At 37.6% G+C, this 22,526-nt stretch carries 21 protein-coding genes; 18 read left to right on the forward strand and 3 right to left on the reverse strand.

What is annotated here, in order from left to right; genetic code table 11:
• The first annotated feature begins 137 nt into the window (after positions 1–137).
• The 17 genes from ychF to FHY47_RS09525 all read left to right on the forward strand — a co-directional run bounded on the left by ychF (position 138) and on the right by FHY47_RS09525 (position 17,197).
• Positions 138–1,238 carry a redox-regulated ATPase YchF gene (gene ychF / locus FHY47_RS09445; protein ID WP_066109696.1) on the forward strand — a complete coding sequence of 367 codons (1,101 nt, stop codon included), beginning with the start codon at positions 138–140 and terminating at the stop codon, positions 1,236–1,238.
• Between the two features lie 140 nt (positions 1,239–1,378).
• Entirely contained in the window at positions 1,379–1,672 is a 294-nt protein-coding gene (rpsF, locus tag FHY47_RS09450) for a 30S ribosomal protein S6 (RefSeq protein ID WP_302621348.1), read from the forward strand.
• Positions 1,673–1,733: 61 nt separating this feature from the next.
• On the forward strand, positions 1,734–2,240 hold the full coding sequence (gene ssb / locus FHY47_RS09455) for a single-stranded DNA-binding protein (RefSeq protein ID WP_066109692.1): 507 nt from the start codon (positions 1,734–1,736) through the stop codon (positions 2,238–2,240).
• Positions 2,241–2,292: 52 nt separating this feature from the next.
• Complete coding sequence (rpsR, locus tag FHY47_RS09460) at positions 2,293–2,535, forward strand: 30S ribosomal protein S18 (protein ID WP_066109691.1); 243 nt, start codon at positions 2,293–2,295, stop codon at positions 2,533–2,535.
• 357 nt (positions 2,536–2,892) lie between these two features.
• Positions 2,893–4,866, forward strand: a complete 1,974-nt coding sequence (locus tag FHY47_RS09465) for a DHH family phosphoesterase (RefSeq protein WP_148630324.1) — start codon at positions 2,893–2,895, stop codon at positions 4,864–4,866.
• On the forward strand, positions 4,863–5,309 hold the full coding sequence (rplI, locus tag FHY47_RS09470; protein ID WP_066109684.1) for a 50S ribosomal protein L9: 447 nt from the start codon (positions 4,863–4,865) through the stop codon (positions 5,307–5,309). The genes FHY47_RS09465 and rplI overlap by 4 nt, the downstream gene beginning before the upstream one ends.
• 227 nt (positions 5,310–5,536) lie before the next feature.
• Entirely contained in the window at positions 5,537–6,901 is a 1,365-nt protein-coding gene (gene dnaB / locus FHY47_RS09475) for a replicative DNA helicase (protein WP_066109682.1), read from the forward strand.
• Between the two features lie 185 nt (positions 6,902–7,086).
• On the forward strand, positions 7,087–8,376 hold the full coding sequence (locus tag FHY47_RS09480) for an adenylosuccinate synthase (protein ID WP_148630326.1): 1,290 nt from the start codon (positions 7,087–7,089) through the stop codon (positions 8,374–8,376).
• A gap of 267 nt (positions 8,377–8,643) precedes the next feature.
• Entirely contained in the window at positions 8,644–9,354 is a 711-nt protein-coding gene (yycF, locus tag FHY47_RS09485) for a response regulator YycF (RefSeq protein ID WP_066109676.1), read from the forward strand.
• 5 nt (positions 9,355–9,359) lie between these two features.
• Positions 9,360–11,183, forward strand: a complete 1,824-nt coding sequence (gene walK / locus FHY47_RS09490; protein ID WP_066109673.1) for a cell wall metabolism sensor histidine kinase WalK — start codon at positions 9,360–9,362, stop codon at positions 11,181–11,183.
• A complete protein-coding gene (locus tag FHY47_RS09495; RefSeq protein ID WP_148630328.1) occupies positions 11,180–12,484 on the forward strand; it encodes a YycH family regulatory protein in 1,305 nt (434 codons plus the stop codon). The genes walK and FHY47_RS09495 overlap by 4 nt, the downstream gene beginning before the upstream one ends.
• A complete protein-coding gene (locus tag FHY47_RS09500; RefSeq protein ID WP_066109666.1) occupies positions 12,471–13,265 on the forward strand; it encodes a two-component system regulatory protein YycI in 795 nt (264 codons plus the stop codon). The genes FHY47_RS09495 and FHY47_RS09500 overlap by 14 nt, the downstream gene beginning before the upstream one ends.
• A 6-nt stretch (positions 13,266–13,271) precedes the next feature.
• Positions 13,272–14,066: an MBL fold metallo-hydrolase gene (locus FHY47_RS09505; RefSeq protein ID WP_066109662.1), complete on the forward strand. Its 795-nt coding sequence runs from the start codon at positions 13,272–13,274 to the stop codon at positions 14,064–14,066.
• Between the two features lie 194 nt (positions 14,067–14,260).
• Complete coding sequence (locus FHY47_RS09510; protein WP_066109658.1) at positions 14,261–15,460, forward strand: S1C family serine protease; 1,200 nt, start codon at positions 14,261–14,263, stop codon at positions 15,458–15,460.
• Positions 15,461–15,564: 104 nt separating this feature from the next.
• On the forward strand, positions 15,565–15,747 hold the full coding sequence (locus FHY47_RS09515) for a CxxH/CxxC protein (protein ID WP_066109653.1): 183 nt from the start codon (positions 15,565–15,567) through the stop codon (positions 15,745–15,747).
• 83 nt (positions 15,748–15,830) lie between these two features.
• Positions 15,831–16,310: a 23S rRNA (pseudouridine(1915)-N(3))-methyltransferase RlmH gene (gene rlmH, locus FHY47_RS09520; protein WP_066109652.1), complete on the forward strand. Its 480-nt coding sequence runs from the start codon at positions 15,831–15,833 to the stop codon at positions 16,308–16,310.
• Between the two features lie 254 nt (positions 16,311–16,564).
• Positions 16,565–17,197, forward strand: coding sequence for a YczE/YyaS/YitT family protein (locus FHY47_RS09525; RefSeq protein ID WP_148630330.1), 633 nt, complete (start codon positions 16,565–16,567; stop codon positions 17,195–17,197).
• Positions 17,198–17,494: 297 nt separating this feature from the next.
• Here the strand turns inward: FHY47_RS09525 and gdhA are convergent, their stop codons facing one another.
• On the reverse strand, positions 17,495–18,868 hold the full coding sequence (gene gdhA, locus FHY47_RS09530; protein WP_395940467.1) for an NADP-specific glutamate dehydrogenase: 1,374 nt from the start codon (positions 18,866–18,868) through the stop codon (positions 17,495–17,497).
• 570 nt (positions 18,869–19,438) lie between these two features.
• The gene (locus FHY47_RS09535; protein WP_148630756.1) at positions 19,439–19,918 is read right to left on the reverse strand and encodes a hypothetical protein; all 480 of its coding nucleotides are present in this window, start codon (positions 19,916–19,918) and stop codon (positions 19,439–19,441) included.
• A gap of 291 nt (positions 19,919–20,209) precedes the next feature.
• Between FHY47_RS09535 and FHY47_RS09540 the strand changes: the two genes are divergently transcribed.
• Entirely contained in the window at positions 20,210–20,935 is a 726-nt protein-coding gene (locus tag FHY47_RS09540; protein WP_148630335.1) for a 3-ketoacyl-ACP reductase, read from the forward strand.
• A gap of 89 nt (positions 20,936–21,024) precedes the next feature.
• On the opposite strand, the gene galT is transcribed toward FHY47_RS09540, so the two are convergent.
• A complete protein-coding gene (gene galT / locus FHY47_RS09545) occupies positions 21,025–22,512 on the reverse strand; it encodes a UDP-glucose--hexose-1-phosphate uridylyltransferase (RefSeq protein WP_139892032.1) in 1,488 nt (495 codons plus the stop codon).
• Positions 22,513–22,526: the final 14 nt, after the last annotated feature.

The following is a 22,526-nucleotide window of genomic DNA, read 5'->3' on the forward strand; positions in this document are numbered from 1 at the left end:
AATAAAGTGTAATTCAAATACTAATTGAAAAATAATAGCGGCTTGTCTTTTAGATGACTTGTCACTATAATTGGTAAAGGTTTATCACATATAGATTATATAACATTTAATATGTTTTCACATAAGGAGTGAATGATGTGGCATTAACAGCTGGAATAGTAGGTCTGCCTAACGTAGGGAAGTCTACTCTCTTTAATGCAATAACACAGGCTGGAGCAGAATCTGCTAACTATCCATTTTGTACGATTGATCCTAATGTAGGGATTGTAGAGGTACCAGATCATAGATTGCAAAAGCTGACAGAGCTTGTAGTACCGAAGAAAACAGTACCGACTGCTTTTGAATTTACCGATATCGCAGGAATTGTAAAAGGGGCAAGTAAAGGAGAAGGCTTAGGAAATAAATTCCTTTCCCATATTCGCCAGGTAGATGCAATTTGCCATGTAGTAAGATGCTTTGCTGATGAAAATATTACCCACGTTTCAGGTAAGGTTAATCCAATCGATGATATTGAAACGATTAATCTCGAATTAATTCTCGCTGATATGGAAACGGTAGAGAAAAGAATTGACCGTGTAGGTAAATTAGCTAAACAAAAAGATAAGGAAGCAGTTGTTGAGTATGAAGTTCTTTCCTTATTAAAAGAAGCATTTGAAGCTGAAAAACCAGCCAGAGCAGTTGAATTCACGGAAGAACAGCTCAAAATCGTGAAAGGATTACATCTTCTCACGATTAAACCAGTTTTATATGTTGCTAATGTTGATGAAGATGAAGTAGCAGATGCGTCCGATAATGATTACGTGACTCAGGTTCGTGAATTTGCAGCGAAGGAAAATGCTGAGGTAATCGTGATTTGTGCCAAAATTGAATCGGAAATTGCAGAGCTTGAAGGCGAAGAAAAAGCGATGTTCCTTGAAGAACTAGGCATAGAAGAATCTGGGTTGGATCAATTAATTCGAGCGTCTTATCAATTGTTGGGCTTGGCAACATATTTCACGGCAGGTGTTCAAGAAGTACGTGCCTGGACTTTCCGTAAAGGGATGAAGGCGCCACAGTGTGCTGGAATTATTCACTCTGATTTTGAACGTGGATTTATTCGCGCAGAAATCGTTTCTTATGAAGATCTGATGGCAGCTGGTTCCATGAATGCTGCGAAAGAAGCGGGTAAAGTTAGATTAGAAGGTAAAGAATACGAAGTAAAAGACGGAGACATTATTCACTTCCGTTTCAATGTATAAACAAGAGGACCGGTCAGTATGATCGGTCTTTTTTATCAATTTGCAAACTTCTTATATGTATGCTATACTTTTAACTTGTGAGTAATTGTAATTAATTGCTCCTTGCCCATAAGGGCCGTTTAGACCAAAAGGAGGTGACAGTGATGACAAAATACGAAGTTATGTATATCATCCGTCCAAACATTGAGGAAGATGGAAAAAAAGCTTTAGTTGAGCGTTTTAACACAATTTTAGCTGACAAGGGTGCTGAAGTTCTTGAAACAAAAGAATGGGGCAAACGCCGTCTTGCTTATGAAATCAATGATTTCCGTGATGGATATTACATGATCAACAAAATCCAAGCTGAAACTGCAGAGGCTGTTCAAGAATTTGACCGTCTTGCTAAAATCAGCGAAGATATCATCCGTCATATTGTAGTTAAAGAAGAAGAGTAATTTTGATTGAACATAAATTGTTTCATGTGGAACAATTTTCTAATATTAGGAGTTGATTCTGTTGATAAACCGTGTCATTTTGGTAGGTCGTTTAACGAAGGATCCTGATCTCCGCTATACTCCGAATGGTGTTCCTGTTTCAACCTTCACATTAGCAGTGAATCGCCCATTTTCTAACCAACAAGGTGAACGGGAAACAGATTTTATTAACTGTGTTGTTTGGCGACGCCAGGCAGAAAATGCAGCTAATTATCTGAAAAAGGGTAATCTTGCTGGAGTTGATGGACGTATTCAAACTCGTAATTATGAAGGTCAGGATGGAAAACGTGTCTATGTAACAGAAGTGTTGGCAGAGAGCGTACAATTCCTAGAGCCTAAAGGTTCATCTGCCGGTGAAAAAAGCGGCGGAAGCCAATATGGTGGTCATGATACCAATCCATTTGGCCAGGGAAATAGCAACCAAAACCAGAATCAACGGAAGGACAGTAATTATACGAAGATTGATGATGATCCATTCAGTAGTAATGGACAAACTATCGATATTTCGGATGATGACCTTCCATTCTAACATTGATAATTCGAACGGACGTATATAATTATAATGAAAGGGAGTGAATAATATGGCAGGCGGACGCAGAGGCGGACGTGCAAAACGCCGTAAGGTTTGTTATTTCACAGCAAACGGCATTACGCACATCGACTATAAAGATGTAGATCTTCTTAAAAAGTTTATCTCTGAGCGTGGAAAAATTCTTCCACGTCGTGTAACTGGAACAAGCGCTAAGTACCAACGTAGATTGACTATTGCAATCAAACGTGCTCGTACTATGGCTCTTCTACCATTCGTAGCAGAGGAAAAATAAGATTTTACACATAAAAACGGAAAGGGAATCCTTTCCGTTTTTTAATTGTATTTAAGGAAACAGTATTGACATGAGGAATTATTAATAAAATTACAGACATCGAATTACATTATTTTTAAATATTATTTCAATATAACATTATGGTTCAATGTAATGTCTTGTTTTTTGGATAACATTTTATTTATGCTTTATAATATTCTTTGTATGTATTTATTGTTTTAAATAGGTACTAATGAAGGGTATTAATTATACGCCTCTGAACAGGTAATTAATTGCTCTGTTGGTCATAATGGAGTTTTATCAAGTATAATGATAAGTAATACATAAATTGATCCACATTATTTAGGAGCTGAATCTATGCCATCTTATTTAAACAGGCAAGCGATCCGTTATCCCATCTACGCATTATTGGGTGTATCTTTAGTAATCATCGGAGTTCTTGCTTATTATAATTGGATATTTGCAATAGTAGCTTCTTTGCTTTTTGGCATTCTCTTCTTTCTAATATTAAAAATTGAATATGGAATACAAAAAGAAACGGAAATCTATATTTCCACTCTATCCTATCGATTAAAAAAAGTGGGGGAAGAAGCTCTATTAGAAATGCCAATAGGTATACTGCTTTTCAACGAGGATTATGTAATTGAATGGACCAACCCATATATGGCTAAGTGTCTCCAGGAAGATACTTTGGTTGGAAAATACATTTCTGAGGTTGCAGAACCCTTAATACCTTTGGTGAAAAGAGAGGAAAGCGAAGATATTGTAGCAATTTATAATCGTAAGTTTCGAGTAGTCCATAAACCGGAGGAAAGATTGCTTTATTTCTTCGATGTTACAGAGCAAACAGAAATTGAAAAAATGTACGAAGAAGAGCGAACTGTCATTGGAATTATCTATCTAGATAACTATGACGATGTGACACAAGGAATGGACGACCAGCGAAAAAGCAGCTTAAATAGCTTTGTAACCGCCCTATTAAATAATTGGGCTAAAGAATATGGAGTCTTTTTAAAGAGAATTTCCTCGGATCGGTTTATCGCTATTTTTAGCGAAAGTATTCTTAACCAACTAGAAAAAACGAAATTTTCCATACTGGATGATGTACGGGAAACAACGGCCAAGCAAAATGTTCCGTTAACACTGAGTATAGGTGTGGGGAGCGGAGTTTCTGCATTACCTGAATTGGGCAGCATTGCTCAATCAAGTCTTGATCTGGCTCTGGGTAGAGGTGGAGATCAGGTTGCCATTAAACTCCCAAATGGAAAAGTGAAATTTTATGGTGGCAAAACGAATCCTATGGAGAAAAGAACTAGAGTTCGCGCACGGGTAATTTCACATGCACTGCGTGATTTGATAGTCGATAGTGATAAAGTTATTGTAATGGGACATAAGTTTCCCGATATGGATGCTATTGGTTCGTCCTTAGGGATATTAAAAATTGCCGAAATGAATAACCGTGAAGGATATATTATTCTAGACAGAAGTGAATTAGATTCAAGTGTTAAACGACTTCTATCTCAAGTGAAGCAAAAGCCTGAGTTGGACTCCAGATTTATATCACCTGAAATTGGTGTTGAGCTAATCACCGATAAAACATTACTTGTTATCGTAGATACTCATAAGCCAAGCATGGTCATTGAGGAAAAACTGGTTTCCCGGGCTGAAAAAATCGTGGTGATTGATCATCACAGGCGTGGCGAGGAATTTATAGATAATTCTATCCTGGTTTATATGGAGCCATATGCATCATCTACAGCCGAGTTAGTAACGGAGCTTATTGAATACCAGCCAAAGCGTGTTAAGGTAGGTATGCTGGAAGCAACTGCTTTGCTGGCTGGTATTATAGTGGATACAAAATCCTTTACATTTAGAACAGGATCCAGAACTTTCGATGCTGCTTCTTTTTTAAGAGGGCATGGTGCAGACACAGTCCTTGTACAAAAGCTTCTTAAGGAAGATGTAGATACTTACCTAAAGCGCGCAAAGCTGATTGAGGACGTTTATTTTTATCATAAAGGGATTGCTATTGCTCATGGTGATTTAAATGAATTTGCTGATCAGGTTTTGATTGCCCAGGCTGCAGACACATTGTTAGCAATGGATGAAGTGATCGCATCCTTTGTGTTATCACGAAAATCAGAAACTAGCATTGGCATAAGTGCAAGATCTCTTGGCGATATAAATGTTCAGGTTATTATGGAACGTTTGGGTGGCGGAGGGCATCTTACAAATGCGGCAACTCAACTGGATGACATTTCAATGGAAAAAGCAGAGCAAATGTTGAAAGATGCAATTGATGAGCTATATGAAGGAGGCACAAACACATGAGAGTAATATTTTTAAAAGATGTTAAAGGAAAAGGAAAAAAAGGTGAAATTAAAAATGTTGCAGATGGGTATGCACATAATTTCCTTTTGAAACAGGGATTAGCTGTAGAAGCAACCGGCAGCAATATGAAAACACTAGAAAATCAGAAAAATAAAGAAGTACAGCTTGCAGCTGAGGAACTAGAAAATGCAAAAAAATTAAAAGAGCAATTAGAAAAGCTTACAATTGAATTAAAAGCGAAGACTGGTGAGGGCGGCAGAATCTTTGGATCCATTACCAGCAAACAGATTGCTGACGAATTACAAAAACAGCATAAGCATAAAATTGATAAACGTAAAATTGAATTAGAAGACGCAATTCGCTCTCTCGGCTACACAAAAGTTCCGGTTAAGCTTCATCATGAGGTAACCGCTACTTTAAATGTTCATGTGAAAGAACAATAAAATATTTTCCCAGGAAATAATTTTCTTAAAAAAAGTGATGAAAAGCTTGTTAGCTGATTTCATCACTTTTTTTTAGTATGATAGAAGTTACTAATGCAAATGAAAGTTAAAATAAATAATTTCCTGTACCTATTCTCTTCATTTCCATATACAATAGAATAGCAATCCATTTTAATTGCTAATAAAAATATATAATTACGTTTAAATATATAAAGGGGGTTTGCCGAATGAATGAGCTCTTTACTGATTTGGTTCCACCACAAAATGTTGAGGCGGAACAAGCGGTTTTAGGAGCAATTTTTCTTGTGCCTTCCTCTTTAATACTTGCCTCTGAGATTTTGATACCTGAGGATTTTTATAGAAGTGCACACCAAAAAATCTTCCTGGTTATGCTGAAGCTAAACGACAAAGGAAAGGCTGTCGATTTAGTCACAGTAACAGAAGAACTAAGTGCAACAAAGCAGCTTGAAGAGGTAGGGGGAGTTCCCTATTTAACAGAACTGGCGTCATCAGTACCTACCGCGGCCAATATAGAATATTATGCCCGAATTGTTGAAGAAAAGTCCGTTCTTAGAAGATTAATTAATACAGCAACTGGCATTGTACAAGATGGGTATTCACGTGAAGATGAAGTAGAAAGTCTCTTGGGTGAAGCCGAAAAGAGCATTATGGAAGTTGCCTCCCGAAAAAATGCCGGAGCCTTTCACAACATTAAAGATGTTTTAGTTCGGACCTATGACAATATTGAGTTACTTCATAACCGCGTAGGAGATGTAACTGGAATACCTACAGGCTTTAATGACTTGGATCACATGACAGCAGGCTTTCAGCGTAATGATTTAATTATCGTTGCTGCCCGTCCATCTGTTGGTAAAACAGCCTTTGCACTTAATATTGCCCAAAACGTTGCAACAAAAACGGATGAAAATGTTGCGATTTTCAGTTTGGAGATGGGTGCAGAACAATTGGTCATGCGTATGCTTTGCGCAGAAGGTAATATAAATGCTCAAAACCTTAGAACAGGATCTCTGACAGACGAAGATTGGCGCAAATTAACACTGGCAATGGGAAGCTTATCAAATGCAGGTATATTTATAGATGATACTCCGGGTGTCCGAATTAGTGAAATCCGTTCAAAATGCCGTCGTTTAAAGCAAGAACATGGACTTGGCATGATCCTGATTGACTATCTCCAGCTTATTCAGGGAAATGGCAGATCAGGCGAAAACAGACAACAGGAAGTATCAGAAATTTCCCGTTCCCTTAAGGCCTTGGCAAGGGAGCTAGAAGTTCCGGTTATCGCTCTTTCCCAGCTCTCTCGTGGTGTTGAGCAACGTCAGGACAAGCGTCCGATGATGTCTGATATCCGTGAGTCAGGAAGTATTGAGCAAGATGCTGATATTGTAGCCTTCTTATACAGGGAAGATTATTATGATAAAGAAACAGAAAACCAAAATGTTATTGAAATTATCATTGCGAAACAGCGTAATGGCCCGGTTGGAACAGTTCAACTGGCATTTGTGAAGGAATACAATAAGTTTGTTAATTTAGAGAGAAGATTCCAGGATGATGCCATACCTTCTGGAGCATAATAGTTTATAGACCGACCCACCAAACAAAGGTGGGTTTATTTTTATTACATCAATACACGAACATATTTTACTATTTTCATATAAACGTTCGTGAATTCCTTGAAATTACTTCATGTAATTGATACACTTAATTTGTTTGTTAAGCCAAAGTGCAAGATGTTGGTAAATTAGTGGAGGTGTAAAGAATGTCTTCAGTCGTAGTAGTAGGTACACAATGGGGAGACGAAGGTAAAGGAAAGATTACAGATTTCCTTTCAGAAAACGCAGAAGTAATTGCCAGATATCAAGGTGGAAATAATGCGGGACATACAATAAAATTTAATGGTGAAACATATAAGCTTCATTTGATTCCCTCAGGCATATTCTATAAGGATAAGATATCGGTAATTGGAAATGGTATGGTCGTTGACCCTAAAGCACTTATTGAGGAGCTTACTTATCTGCACGATCGTGGGATTACCACAGATAATTTACGTATCAGCAATAGAGCCCATGTGATTCTTCCTTATCATCTGAAACTTGATGAAGTAGAGGAAGAGAGAAAAGGGAGTAATAAAATAGGTACTACTAAAAAGGGAATTGGCCCGGCTTATATGGATAAAGCAGCCCGTATAGGTATCAGGATTGCCGATTTATTAGATAAAGAAGTATTTGAAGAGAAGTTAACAAGAAACTTGGAAGAGAAAAACCGTATGCTGGAACGTTTTTATGAAACTGAAGGCTTTACGATGGATGACTTTTTCGAAGAATATTATGAATATGGACAGCAAATTAAACAATATGTATGTGATACCTCTGTTGTTTTAAATGATGCCTTGGATGAAGGACGCCGTGTTTTATTTGAAGGAGCGCAAGGGGTAATGCTTGATATTGATCAGGGAACATACCCATTCGTTACATCCTCCAACCCAGTTGCGGGCGGCGTGACAATCGGTTCCGGAGTTGGACCATCAAAAATCAATCATGTAGTGGGAGTATGTAAAGCCTACACGACACGTGTAGGAGATGGACCATTCCCTACCGAGCTTGATAACGAAATTGGTAATCAAATTCGTGAGGTAGGAAGAGAATATGGTACTACTACGGGACGTCCGCGAAGAGTAGGTTGGTTCGATAGCGTCGTTGTCCGCCATGCGCGCCGCGTTAGTGGAATCACCGATCTTTCTCTTAACTCTATCGATGTTTTAACAGGTATTGAAACATTAAAAATCTGTGTTGCTTATCGACACGATGGAAAAGTATTGGAGGAGTTCCCGGCGAGTCTGAAAATATTGGCTGAATGTGAACCAATCTATGAAGAACTGCCAGGCTGGACAGAAGATATCACGGGTGTGAAAACATTGTCTGAACTACCTGCTAATGCACGTACTTATCTAGAAAGAGTATCTCAGTTAACAGGTATTCCATTATCAATCTTTTCTGTAGGACCGGACCGTAATCAAACGAATATAATCCGCAATCCATACGGTATATAAAAAATAACTGGCTGACAGACAAAAACGTTTGTCAGCTTTTTGAATAAATTAATCATTAGTACTAGTATATTTCATAGAGAATTTGAGGGTTAGACACCAGTCTAATCCTTTTTGGTATTCACCCTTGTATATATTTGGAATTAAATTTTAAAAAGATGACCTGTTTCAATAGAAATGGTAAAGTAAGATTAGGATAGTTTAACAAAATTGTGACTCGCAGATGTCATTAATATAGACATTTTATTATATAAAAGGGAGAAATAGACGATGGATAAAAAGATACTGGTTGTTGATGATGAAAAGCCTATTGCAGATATATTACAGTTTAACTTGAAAAAAGAAGGATTTGATGTGTATTGTGCCTATGACGGTAATGATGCCATTAAACTGGTAGAAGAACTTCAGCCAGATTTGATTTTATTAGATATCATGCTACCGCAACAGGACGGAATGGAAGTATGCAGGGAAGTGCGGAAGAAATATGATATGCCAATTATTATGCTGACGGCAAAGGATTCCGAAATAGATAAAGTGCTTGGCCTGGAACTGGGCGCAGATGATTATGTGACAAAGCCGTTCAGTACTCGTGAATTAATTGCGCGCGTAAAAGCGAATTTACGCAGGCAAAAACATGCTGCAAATCAGCAGGAAGATAACGAGGAAACAAATGAAATTACGATTGGCAATCTAGTGATACATCCTGATTCTTATATGGTATCCAAAAGAGGTGACACCATTGAATTAACCCATAGGGAATTTGAGCTTCTCTTTTATCTCGCTAAACATATAGGCCAGGTAATGACAAGGGAGCATCTTCTGCAGACAGTATGGGGCTATGATTACTATGGAGATGTCAGAACAGTTGATGTAACCGTTCGACGCTTACGTGAAAAAATAGAAGATAATCCAAGCCATCCTGCATGGATTGTTACAAGAAGAGGAGTTGGGTACTACCTCCGTCATCCTGAACAGGAGTAAAAATTATGAGAAAAGTTGGTTTCTTTAAATCGATTTATTTTAAGTTTGTACTAATTTATGTGCTGCTTATTTTAGTTGCCATGCAAATTATCGGAGTTTATTTTGCACAGGGACTTGAACAGCAGCTATTGGAGAATTTTAAGAGCTCTATTCAAGAGCGGGTAACGATTCTTTCCTATAGTTTAGAAAAAGAAATAACGGAAACCCGCAAAGTTGAAGATCCCACCTTAATAGAAGACATTAAGACGACATTGGAGGGATATTCCTCTGGGGATATAACGGAAATACGGGTAATGGATCAGGATTCAAAAATTATTGGCACATCTGATCCGGAGAAACAAGATATAATAGGGAGCCGTTCAACTGAAAAGCTTGTTGATAGGGCAAATAACCAAGGAACGCCCCAAACAGAAATCAGAATCGATTCTCAGACGGGAAAAAGAATTCTCCTTTGGTCAGAACCGATTTTGAGTGATGGACAAATTATAGGGAATTTATATCTGAATACGAAAATAGAGAATGTCTATTCCCAATTAAAACAAATTAATACGATAATGGCGAAGGGAACGATTATTTCTCTTGCAGTGACTGCCTTTTTAGGAATATTGCTGGCACAAACCATTACAAGGCCAATATCTGACATGCGTAAGCAAGCTTTAGCGATGTCACGTGGTAACTTTTCGAGAAAAGTTAAGGTGTATGGATACGATGAAATTGGCCAGCTTGCTATTACATTCAATAGTTTAACTAAAAAGCTACAAGATGCACAGGCGACAACTGATGCAGAGAAAAGGAAGCTCTCTTCTGTATTGACTAATATGACAGATGGCGTGCTAACAACAGATCGCAGAGGCCGAGTCATTTTGATTAACGACACAGCACTATCAATGCTGAAAGTTTCACGTGAAACGTCATTATCTAAGCCGATTACAGAGGTATTAGGATTAGAGGACACGTTCACTTTTGATCAATTATTGAGTGAGAAAGATTCCATTATCCTTAATTACAGCAATGAAAAGAAACTGCTTTATTTAAGAGCGAATTTCTCTGTTATTCAAAGAGAAACAGGTTTTATTAATGGGTTAATTGTCGTTCTTCATGATATTACCGAGCAAGAAAAGATCGATGAAGAGAGAAGAGAATTTGTTGCGAATGTTTCCCATGAGCTTAGAACGCCGCTGACAACGATGAGAAGCTATCTTGAAGCTTTGGCAGATGGCGCTATGGAAGATAAAGAGCTTGCTCCGCGTTTTCTGAATATAGCTCAAACAGAAACAGAGCGGATGATCAGATTGGTCAATGATCTCTTGCAGCTTTCAAAGCTAGATAATACAGACTATAAGCTTTCTACAACCTGGGTCGATTTTGGCCGTTATTTCCACCGAATTATCGATCGTTTTGAAATGTCTAAATCGCGAAATGTAACTTTTAAGCGTTTAATCCCATCTGAGCCAATTGGTGTTGAAATAGATGAGGATAAAATTACTCAAGTACTCGATAATATTATTTCGAATGCATTGAAGTATTCACCTGAGGGTGGACAAGTTACCTTTAAGCTGCAAGTAATCGGACAATTTGTGGAAATTAGCATTAGAGATGAAGGAATGGGTATTCCAAAAGAAAATGTAGCTAAGATATTTGAAAGATTCTACCGTGTAGATAAAGCCAGATCAAGAAAGATGGGCGGTACAGGTTTAGGTCTCGCGATAGCGAAGGAAATGATTGAAGCACATAAGGGGCATATTTGGGCTTCTAGTGAGGAAGGGAAGGGGACAACCATTTTCTTTACTCTCCCTTATGAAACATTACAAGAGGATGATTGGGAATGAGCTGGGAAGGATTTAAAAATATCTTATTGGTGTCCCTCATTTTGATAAGTGGCCTTTTGACTTGGTCATATTGGTTTTATCAGCCAACCTATAACGAGACGGAGAATACAAACTATGTTCAGGAGAAAATCTTCAGTAATCTTGAACCCGATGAAGTCGTAAAGCCAACAAAAATGATTTATCATAAAGGTAATTTATCCTATGGAACTTACTCTGAGGAAATGATTACACAAGCAATCAACTCCATAAAAAAATGGAATATGTTTAACTTTCAGGATCAATCATCAAAGTATAAAAATACTGCTGCTATCAATAAGTTTAGTGAGAAGGATGGATTCATTGAATTAATATTTAATGATATCGTTCCGCTGTCTTTTTATAAAAATTATTTAAAAATAGAAGATAATGAGTTGCCAAATGTTAAATTTGACAGGGTTATTATTCATACCGATAATGATTCTATCTACTTTGTTTCTAGTGAAAAGAAAACAGTCATTGAAGCATCCGTTGATAAAAGTTTGATTGAAGACTTCACAAAAGAGTACGCGAGGGTTGAAAATCTAAAACCCTACACAAAGCTGAAATTATCAGAAACTAACTCAATCCTGGTTCCATCCGGCGAAATAAAAGTAAGTAAATATGATTTTCTAACAAAAGCTACTGATGTGAAAAGCTTTAAGGAAGCTCTGTTTATCAGACCAAGCACTGTTAAGCAGGAAGGGGATATCTATACCGATGGATTGAGTATAATGAAAAAGAACCCAAAGACATCAATGATTGAATACAAAAATCTTGTTGTCGGTGCCAAAGATGAGAAAAAGCTGGAAACTCATATATTGCAAAGCAGCATAGAATTTATCAATATTCATGCCGGTTGGGATACACGCCACCGGTATGCGTCATTAGATGAGTTTAGCAGAGAAGTCGCTTTCCGTTTATATATTGATGGACTTCCTGTATTTAATGAGGAAGGTATGACTGAAATTCACCTGGAATATGGAACTCAAAATGTGAAGAGATATGAACGTTCCTATTTTAATCTTGTGGATGAGCCCTTGGATCAAAGCGCAGTTACTCTTCCTTCTGCAAATGAAGCTTTAAAGTCCTTCAAAAACGGTATGGGTAAACTATATGATGCAAATAAACTTACGGATATGACTGTCGGCTATAAGCTAATTTATGATGATAATTCAGGCACGACTCTTTTGGAATTGAAACCTGTCTGGTACTATCAGTATGGTGGCAGCTGGATGGAGATTCCCGAAAAGGATTTAGGAGGACTTATGGATGGATTGGAATAAAACAAAAGGTTTATTTATTGTTGTGTTTCTAATTCTGGATGTATTCCTCCTATATCAGTTCCTGGATTTTAGGGCAGCAAAGCTTGAAATCAATAAGGATTCGGATTCAACCATTGAAGAAAGGCTAAAGGCTGAGGGAATCAAGTATCATGTAGGAACTCAGGAAAGAGTAAGTGAAAAGACGATAAGTGCTAAGCCTAAGGAATTCAGTAAAGAGGAATTAAATACCCTCAAAAATCAAACCTTAATTATTGATAATAAAAGAACCATTCGATCGACGCTGGATAAACCAATTAAAATTGGTACTGGTGAAGGGAAATATTTTGAGCTGGAAAGCTTCATTAACAAAAATGTATATTCGGGAGATGAGTATAAATTTTGGCGTAAAGAAGATGGGACAATAACATATTATCAAACCTACAAAAGCCGTTTACTTTTTAATAATAAAAACGGCGCCTTAATATTTACGCTTAATGAAAATGATGAAGTAATTTCGTATATACAAACACACCTCGATGATATTGAGGAATTTAATGAAAACCAAGAGATTAATCCGCCAATTCAAGCAGTAGAAAGTCTGTTGAATGGAGGATACTTGTCATCTGGAAGTGAAGTTTCAAAGGGAGAGCTTGGTTTTTATACCTTAATAGAAGTATCAGAATCAAAAGTGCTTGTCCTTGTACCAACATGGCATTTTACAGTAAATAAGCAAGAGGATTATTTCGTAAATGGTATTGAAGGACAAGTGCTGAATACAGAAGAAGGAAATGTAACGGAGTGAGGAAGAATGTCGATGAAATTTAGCGTTCTAGCCAGTGGAAGCACGGGGAATTCACTCTATGTGGAATCAGGAGAGCATTCATTTTTAGTGGACGCTGGTTTAAGCGGCAAAAAAATGACCGAGCTATTAAATAAAATTGATAAAAGGCCTGAGGATTTATCAGGAATTTTTGTGACACATGAGCACAGTGACCATATAAAAGGGCTTGGTATTATGGCTCGTAAATATCAGCTGCCTATTTATGCAAATGCCAACACATGGAGAGCAATGGATGGGTTAATTGGCGAAATTCCTACAGATTTAAAATTTGAATTTGGAATGGAGACCGTTAAGTCATTTGGCAACCTTGATGTAGAGTCCTTTGGTGTTTCTCACGATGCGGCAGAGCCGATGTTTTATGTATTTCACCAGGATGGTAAGAAACTGGTGACAATTACAGATACGGGGTATGTAAGTGATCGAATGAAGGGCATTATTAAAAATGCAGATGTGTACATCTTTGAGAGCAATCATGATGTAAGTATGCTCCGCATGGGTCGATATCCATGGAGTGTAAAGCGTCGGATACTAAGCGATGTAGGCCATGTTTGTAATGAGGATGCTGCTATAGCCATGAGTGAAGTTGCGGGTGACCGTACAAAACGGTTTTATCTGGCTCATTTAAGTAAGGACAATAATATGAAGGATCTGGCACGTATGTCTGTCAGTCAAACACTTGAAACAAAAGGGATCAGAGCGGGAGAGCAATTTAGCCTGTATGATACGGATCCTAACGAACCAACTGAATTAATACTTGTTTAACAGAGGAGGTTTCCTCTGTTATTTTTTTAGGTAATATATATAATGTTGGTAAAGGTTGGAGAATACTCACTAGTTATTAAACATATCATTAAACTCTGCAACAAGAATTTCCTTTCGATGCTGTTTTTGTTTATAAAATGGAAAACAACAAATACTAGACCTACATAAGTAAATAGTGAAGGGAATGTTGGCAAATGGGCTATTATGATCAAGATTATAATCAGTCAGAACAACAGCAAACTAAACGAAAAGGAAGTAAAGCAGGCTATTTTCTCTCTGGTTTAATTGGTGCTATTATTGGTGCATTATTAGTCCTTCTATTGACAGGCAACTTGAATAATAATGGATTAAATCAGAATACTAGTACAAATAACGGTAATGATGCATCCAAATTGACTCAAAATGTTTCTATGGATGTGACGACTGACGTTACTAAAGCTGTTGAAAAAACGGGAGACGCGGTAATCGGGATTACAAATATCCAAGGCTCTGATTTTTTTAATGAAACTCAGGAGGCAGGCACAGGCTCAGGAGTCATCTATAAAAAGGAGAATGGAAAAGCGTTTATCGTTACCAATAATCATGTGGTGGAGGGTGCATCTTCCTTAGAGGTTACTTTAGCTGATGGTACTAAAACAAAGGCAGAACTTTTAGGAAGCGACATATGGACAGATTTAGCTGTTATCCAAATAGATGATAAGGGTATTGATGTAGTTGCTGAATTTGGTAATTCTGATAAATTAAAAGCCGGAGAACCAGTTATTGCAATTGGTAATCCACTAGGTTTGAATTTCTCCGGATCCGTGACCCAAGGGATTATCTCGGGTTTGAACAGAACTATACCGATTGATGTGAATTCAGATGGTGTGGAGGACTGGAATGCAGAGGTTATTCAGACAGATGCAGCGATTAACCCAGGGAATAGCGGAGGTGCTTTAATTAATATAGGCGGCCAAGTGATTGGGATAAACTCCATGAAAATAGCCGAGTCATCCGTTGAGGGAATTGGATTATCGATTCCAAGCAATTATGCTATACCGATTATTGAGGATTTAGAGGCACATGGAAAAGTGAAACGGGCTTATATGGGAACTAGTCTTCGTTCCTTGAATGAAGTGACCAATTATCAGAGGCAGGAAACATTGAAATTACCTACTGGTGTGACAGAAGGTGTCGTCATTACAAGTATTGAACCAGGTTCTCCGGCTGCTAAAGCCGGGTTAAAGGAGTTCGATGTCATTGTGGAGCTGGATGGGAAGAAAATCGCTAATGTTCCGGAGCTCCGTAAACATTTATATGTAAATAAGCAGATTGGCGATAAAATGAAAGTGACATACTATAGGAATGGACAAAAAGCGTCAACCGAAATGACATTGATTGAAGCCCAAATGTGATATAGTTAGGTACGAAAGCAGGGGATTCCAAATTCCCTGCTTTAAATAAGCGGGCTTAAAATGAAGCAGATATTACAAAAGACAACAAGAAAAGGAGAATGAATATGAAAATTTATTGCTGTAAAGATCATGTAGAAGTTGGACTTGATACAATCGTGGATGAGACGGAAGTCCCTCCTTTTATAAATATGATTTCAGAGGAAGAAAATAAAGAAGTTACTAACAATTCTAATGAATTCACCTGTGAATACTGTGGACAACCTGCTGTATATATTGTGGCGAACTAATATTCGGGCACAATATGTGGACGATGGTTGTGTATATGTGGATAACTCCTGTGGATAAAATGTTTGTAAAGTGAGGGTAACATGTGAATATCTCGATAATAACTGTAGGTAAATTGAAGGAGAAATATTTAAAACAGGGTATCGGAGAATATGTAAAAAGATTATCGGCCTATGCCAAAATAGACATAATTGAAATACCCGATGAGAAAGCACCTGAAACATTAAGTGAGATGGAGATGCTGCAAGTCAAGGCGAAAGAAGGAGAGCGAATCCTCGCAAAAATTTCTGACGATACTCATGTTATTGCTTTGGCGATTGAGGGGAAAATGAAATCATCTGAAGAACTTGCAGAAACAATAGATAAACTCGCCACCTACGGAAAAAGCAAGATAGCCTTTGTCATTGGCGGATCGCTTGGACTAAGTAAAGATGTAATGAAAAGAGCAAATGACACCCTGTCTTTTTCGAAAATGACCTTCCCTCACCAGCTGATGAGGCTGATTTTAGTGGAGCAGGTGTATCGCGCGTTTCGGATTAATCGAGGGGAACCATATCATAAGTAAGGTGTTTGTTTTATCTTAATATGTTTTTCTTGTGGAATGTATATGAAAAGAAGCAGTCATAGTTAAAGATCAATAACTTCCTTTAGTATGAAAAGATTGGTTGGCATATGGGAATTAAGGAATTAAGAAGGGTTACAAAAAGATGATTTACTTTTAATTGTTTTAGGTTATATTTCAGAAAATATAAATTATGTATTCTGTCCTGCTTTAATGTTATAGTAAAAAAATAAAATATAAGTTAGAGGGACAGAGTTATGAAGAGGAAATGGGTGTTACGCTGGTCTGTTTTTATTCTCGGATTATTGGTATTAGCATTTGGTATAGCACTAACAATTAAAGGAAAGTTTTTAGGGATTGGACCATGGGATGTTTTTCATTATGGACTATTTACTAAATTCGGATTCACTATAGGAACTTGGTCGATCATTAGTGGTCTATTGCTTTTGTTCATCAGTTCAATTTTCAATAAAGCATGGCCCCAAATAGGGTCCTTTCTGAATATGATGTTGCTTGGTTTATTTATTGATCTTTTTAATTGGATGTTACCTAGTATTGATAATTTAGCAGGAGCAACAATTGCCTTTATCATAGGTGTTATTTTAATGGGATATGGTATTGGATTATACGTTTCTGCCGATTTTGGAGCAGGCCCTAGAGACAGCTTTATGTTATTAATTGTTGAAAAAATGGGATGGAGTATCCCGTTGGTCAGAAATGGAATTGAAGTTATCGTTTTTCTCATTGGTTGGATGTTAGGAGGTCCTGTTGGGATTGGAACCTTGTTCATTGCGTTTGGATTGGGTCCCATTTTAGGCTTTTCTATTCCTCAATGTAAGAAGCTGATGGCCTATTTTCTTAAGCAAAAGGACCAATTAATAACGACTTGAGTATATAAATAGAAGATTCTTTCATAAGCAGAATTTCGCAATCCTGGTTGTAAAAATCAGTGATATTCTTGAAAAATACGAAAAACACATAGTCTTACGGAATTATAACTCAAGCAAAAAGGATGTCTGGCCTTAAGAGACATCCTTTTTGTATTCATCTTATCTTATCTTATATAGTTATTGAAGTAACCTTGGATATAGACTTTTGGCGTGTCTTTGCCTATACCAACCGAAGTCATATCAGATAAGGATAACAATAAGGGGCGAGGCCATTATGATATCTCATAAAATAAAATGTTAAATGACTCCCTGTGCAATCATGGCATCGGCTACTTTTTTAAATCCCGCGATATTAGCGCCAACCACCAGATTGCCTGGGTGGCCATAGTCCTCAGCAGCCTTGACGCTCTCCTTGTAAATGTTAGTCATAATATCCTGCAATTTTGCATCGACTTCTTCAAATGTCCAGGATAATCGAGCGCTGTTTTGTGCCATTTCTAAGGCAGAAACGGCTACACCACCTGCATTGGCAGCTTTTGCTGGACCAAAGAGGATATGGTTATCCAAAAACACATCAATAGCTTCGGAGCTAGATGGCATATTAGCGCCTTCACCGACGGCTTTTAGTCCATTTGCAACCAGAAGTTTCGCTGATTTTTCGCTAATTTCATTTTGTGTGGCACATGGCAAGGCAATATCGCATGGTATGGACCAAATTCCGTAGCAACCTTTCGTATATTGTGCATGTGGGTGTTCTTCTACATATGCCGAGATTCTTTTCCGCTCAACTTCCTTTAAACGTTTCACGGTTTCTAGGTTAATACCGTTTGGGTCGAAAATATAGCCGTCAGAATCACTGCAGGCGACAACTTTTGCTCCTAGTTGTGTAGCTTTTTCGATTGCATAGATGGAGACATTACCTGAACCGGATACTACCACTGTACTTTCCTTAAAGCTAAGGCCTTGTTCTTTAAGCATTTCTTGTACAAAGTAAACAGTGCCATATCCAGTAGCTTCGGTTCGAGTTAAGCTTCCGCCGTAACCAAGTCCTTTTCCTGTCAGAATACCGGCCTCATAGCCTCCGCGTATTCTCTTGTACTGTCCAAACAGAAATCCAATTTCTCGTGCTCCAACGCCAATATCACCAGCTGGTACATCTATATCCGGTCCGATATGTCTACTTAGTTCCGTCATAAAGCTTTGAGTGAATCGCATGATTTCTCCATCAGATTTCCCTTTAGGATCAAAGTCAGACCCACCTTTGCCTCCTCCAATCGGCTGACCGGTAAGAGCGTTTTTAAAAATCTGCTCAAAGCCGAGAAATTTAATTATACTTGCATTAACAGTAGAGTGGAATCTCAAGCCGCCTTTATAGGGACCGATGGCGCTGTTATACTGTACACGGAATCCACGGTTTATCTGTACCTTGCCTTGATCGTCGACCCAAGGAACTCGAAAGGTAATCAGTCTTTCTGGCTCTACAACTCTTTCAAGGATACTTTGCTCCATGTATTCTGGATGCCTAGTAAATAAAGGGACGAGTGAATCAAAGATTTCTTTAACAACCTGATGAAATTCTCTTTCATTAGGATTTCGCTTTTTGACTGTTTCAAATACTTCATTAACATAATTTTTTGCAGTGATTGTTTCTGTGTCTTTAAACTCTGTCAATACAGTCATGCTGTTATAAGCCCTCCCTTAGATGAACAGTAATTTAGTGTGTGTACTTTAGTCTAATAAAGAAATGATATACTAAATTATCTGATTCTTCAAATTTATAATAAAAATAAACCCAAACAATATAAAGATAAATTAAGAAAAATAAATCTAGAGGGTCATTTAGTATGCATGAAAAATAGATTTTAAATAGAGATTGGCATCTTATTAGATAGATTAGCGAAAGAAAGATATCCGAGTAGAAGTTACTGATAAAATTGTAGTATTTTGTAATTTACTATTAATAATTCTGAAATAATACAAATATGAAAATATAGAAAAAACCTAGATCCATTGGAATGTAGGTTTTTTGCATTAACTATTATTAGGAATACCTTTTCTCACAAAGAAAGAGAAAATCAATGTGAAGCAAATTTGAATGTTTTTGAGAACCGTCTGTCTAAAAAAGTATATCCAAATATTGGGCGTTATCATAAAAAATTAACCAAACATGCACGTAGCTGATTACGAAGTTTCGTGCGTGTAGTTAAAATAATATGAAGAAATAGATAGTTAGGAACCACTTTAGCACCAAACAATAATCCGATAGGGGGTCGTTTGGGCAGGGATGCTTTTTGTAGCTGGTCCATAGATGACAATGAGATTCCGATTTCCGATATTTTTTGAAAATGGCTGCCCATTTCTTAAAATGATAGGAGTGTAAGGGGAGAGGTTTAATTGTAATTGACCATCACGGCTCACCAGTTGGTTGTTAAAATAATCTGCTTTAACATTTTGATCGTTATATTCCTTAACAACGATAAGAGCCCGATATTGTGGCGGATAAATCAATGGTACTGGTACATCCCCATCATAATAACCAGTAATTTTATCACCGAGGCCCACAATTGCCTGTTCTACGAAGTAAGTAGTCGGTGATATGATGAAATTAACTATTCCGTTATTTCCATCTTCAACTGTAAGTTGTTTAAAACAGCCCTCTGATTCCCCATTTTGTCCCATCATAAAATCATTCATGTCGGTTACAATACCTCGAAATGACATAAAATTCACGGCATTATTCCTTTCCTGAAAAACTAAGTTTTATAGTCTTTACGGTTAATCATAATTGATAAAATCATCATAAATAATCCTGACGCTACCTATTCAATTTATGTGTCATTGCCCAGAAAGGTGAATGCAAGAAATTCAAACTTTGGACTATGAGATTTGTCTTAATGAAATAATTGGCGTTATAGGAAGGAAGCTCGGGTGCATACCTTTAATCTTATTAACTGCTGCGTATTATACTGTGGAAGAGAACTTCAAGGTTGATATGGAAAGGAGATTCTAATCATGGCACAGACATTAAAGGGAAAGATTGCGTTTATCACTGGGGGAGCTAGAGGGATTGGTAGAGCGACAGCAATTGCACTGGCTAAAGAGGGTGTAAACGTTGGTTTGCTTGCAAGGTCAGAGGAAAATCTTAAAAAGGCAGCTGCTGAAATAGAAGGTTTAGGCGTAAAAGTAGCTTATGCAACAGCTGATATTTCATCAAAGGAACAGGTAGAAGCAGCGATTGAAGTGTTAACCAAGAATTTAGGCACTGCTGATATTTTGATAAATAATGCAGGAATTGCAGCATTCGGAACAGTTTCGGAGATGGATCCGGAGGAATGGAAAAGGATTATAGATATAAACCTAATGGGTACTTATTACGTGACACGAGCTGTACTTCCTCAACTAATCGAAAAAAATGGGGGAGATATTATCAATGTCTCTTCCACTAATGGATTAAATGGGGCAGCTACATCCAGTGCTTACAGTGCTTCAAAATTCGCGGTGATTGGCTTTACCGAATCACTTGCGCAGGAAGTTCGCCGGAATAATATTCGGGTATCAGCTTTGACACCAAGTACAGTTGCTACAGATTTGGCTCTCGACCTCGATTTAATTAAAGAGAATAACGATTCAAAATTCATTCAGCCTGAGGATCTTGCAGAATTTATAGTCGACCAATTAAAATTGAACCCTCGTGTTTACGTGAAAACGGCAAGTTTTATTGCAACAAATCCATTTTAAGGAATCGTAAACTGGTATAGATGAATGGAATGAAGAAAGAAGGCGTAAATCTGCCTTCTTTTTTCTCTTCTAACTAAGTTCTTTTACGGTTAGAGTATATCGATAAATCGTTTGAATGCTTGCTTTCCTTCATGGGTCCGTTTAAATACACCGGCATCCTCTAAACATCTCAGGAATTTGGAACCGACTGCCTGAGAGATAATCATTTTTACGGATTCAGGAGTGATTTCTTTCCCGTTAACTACTTTTAGATCTTCAGCCCAGGCTTGGTGATAATCTGCCACTTCATTGCGTTGATTGAGCAGATATTTTTCAACCTCAATAAGCTCCTTTTGTAAGCGGGCAGGTAATACAGCAAGACCCATAACTTCTATTAAACCAATATTCTCTTTTTTGATATGGTGAACATCCTGGTGAGGGTGAAAGATTCCTAATGGATGCTCTTCACTTGTTCGATTATTGCGAAGAACAAGATCAAGCTCAAATTGGCCATCTCGCATTCTTGCAATCGGTGTTATGGTGTTGTGACGGGTATCTCCGGAATAGGCTACAAGATTAACTGATGGATCACTATAGTGAATCCATTTTTTGAGTATCCGATCAGCTGCGCCTGCAACTTCCTCCAGACGAACTCCTTTTATACGAATTACGGACATAGGCCATTTCACGATATTTGCAGAAATAGAAGGGAACCCTTTAATTGAAAAAGTCCCTTCTTCCTTCGCTCGGGCCATTGCGAACTCATATCGTCCGCCTTGATAATGGTCATGGGTTAAAATAGATCCCCCTACAATAGGGATATCGGCATTAGATCCCAAGAAATAATGCGGAAACTTTTTAACAAACATCAGCAAATTGGTGAACGTATGGAAATTAATTTTCATATCACGATGTTGTTCCGATAACAGAATGCAATGCTCGTTATAATATACGTATGGTGAGTACTGTAAATACCATGATTCTTCCCCGAGTGGAATCTGGACCATACGATGGTTGGACCTGGCAGGATGATTTAACCGTCCTGCGTATCCTTCATTCTCAATACAAAGGAGACAAGTTGGATAATTAGATGTAGCAGGCTTCATCTCGCGCTCCAATGCGATTTGTTTAGGATCCTTTTCAGGCTTTGATAAATTAATTGTTATGTCCAGTTCCCCATAATCCGTATCAACCGTGTAGCTGATATTTTTCGCAATCTGTTTAGTTTGGATATAATTGCTATTCTGGCTTAACTCATAAAAATACTTGGTTGCTTCCTCAGGGCATTCTTTATACTTTTGATAAAAAGTGTAATTTAGCTCTGAAGGTCTTGGCATAAATACATTCATTATCTTGGCCTTTAAAATATCTTTATTGACTATTAAATCCTCAATAATGCTAGTTTTAACAGCATAATCAGCGATAACATCCAATAAATCTGGGATCGACAGCTCGTTCTTTACTGGATGTTTCGAAAAGCCATCTAAATGAAGCAGTGACAATATCTGATTTCTGGCGTATATTTCATCTGCTGAATCAAGCATTTGTAATCTTTTAGCCTGATTCAAAAGGTGTTGAACTGCTGCATAGATCTCCATGATATCTTCCCCTT

The organism is Bacillus sp. E214 (assembly GCF_008087365.1).
Taxonomy (GTDB): Bacteria; Bacillota; Bacilli; order Bacillales; family Pradoshiaceae; genus Pradoshia.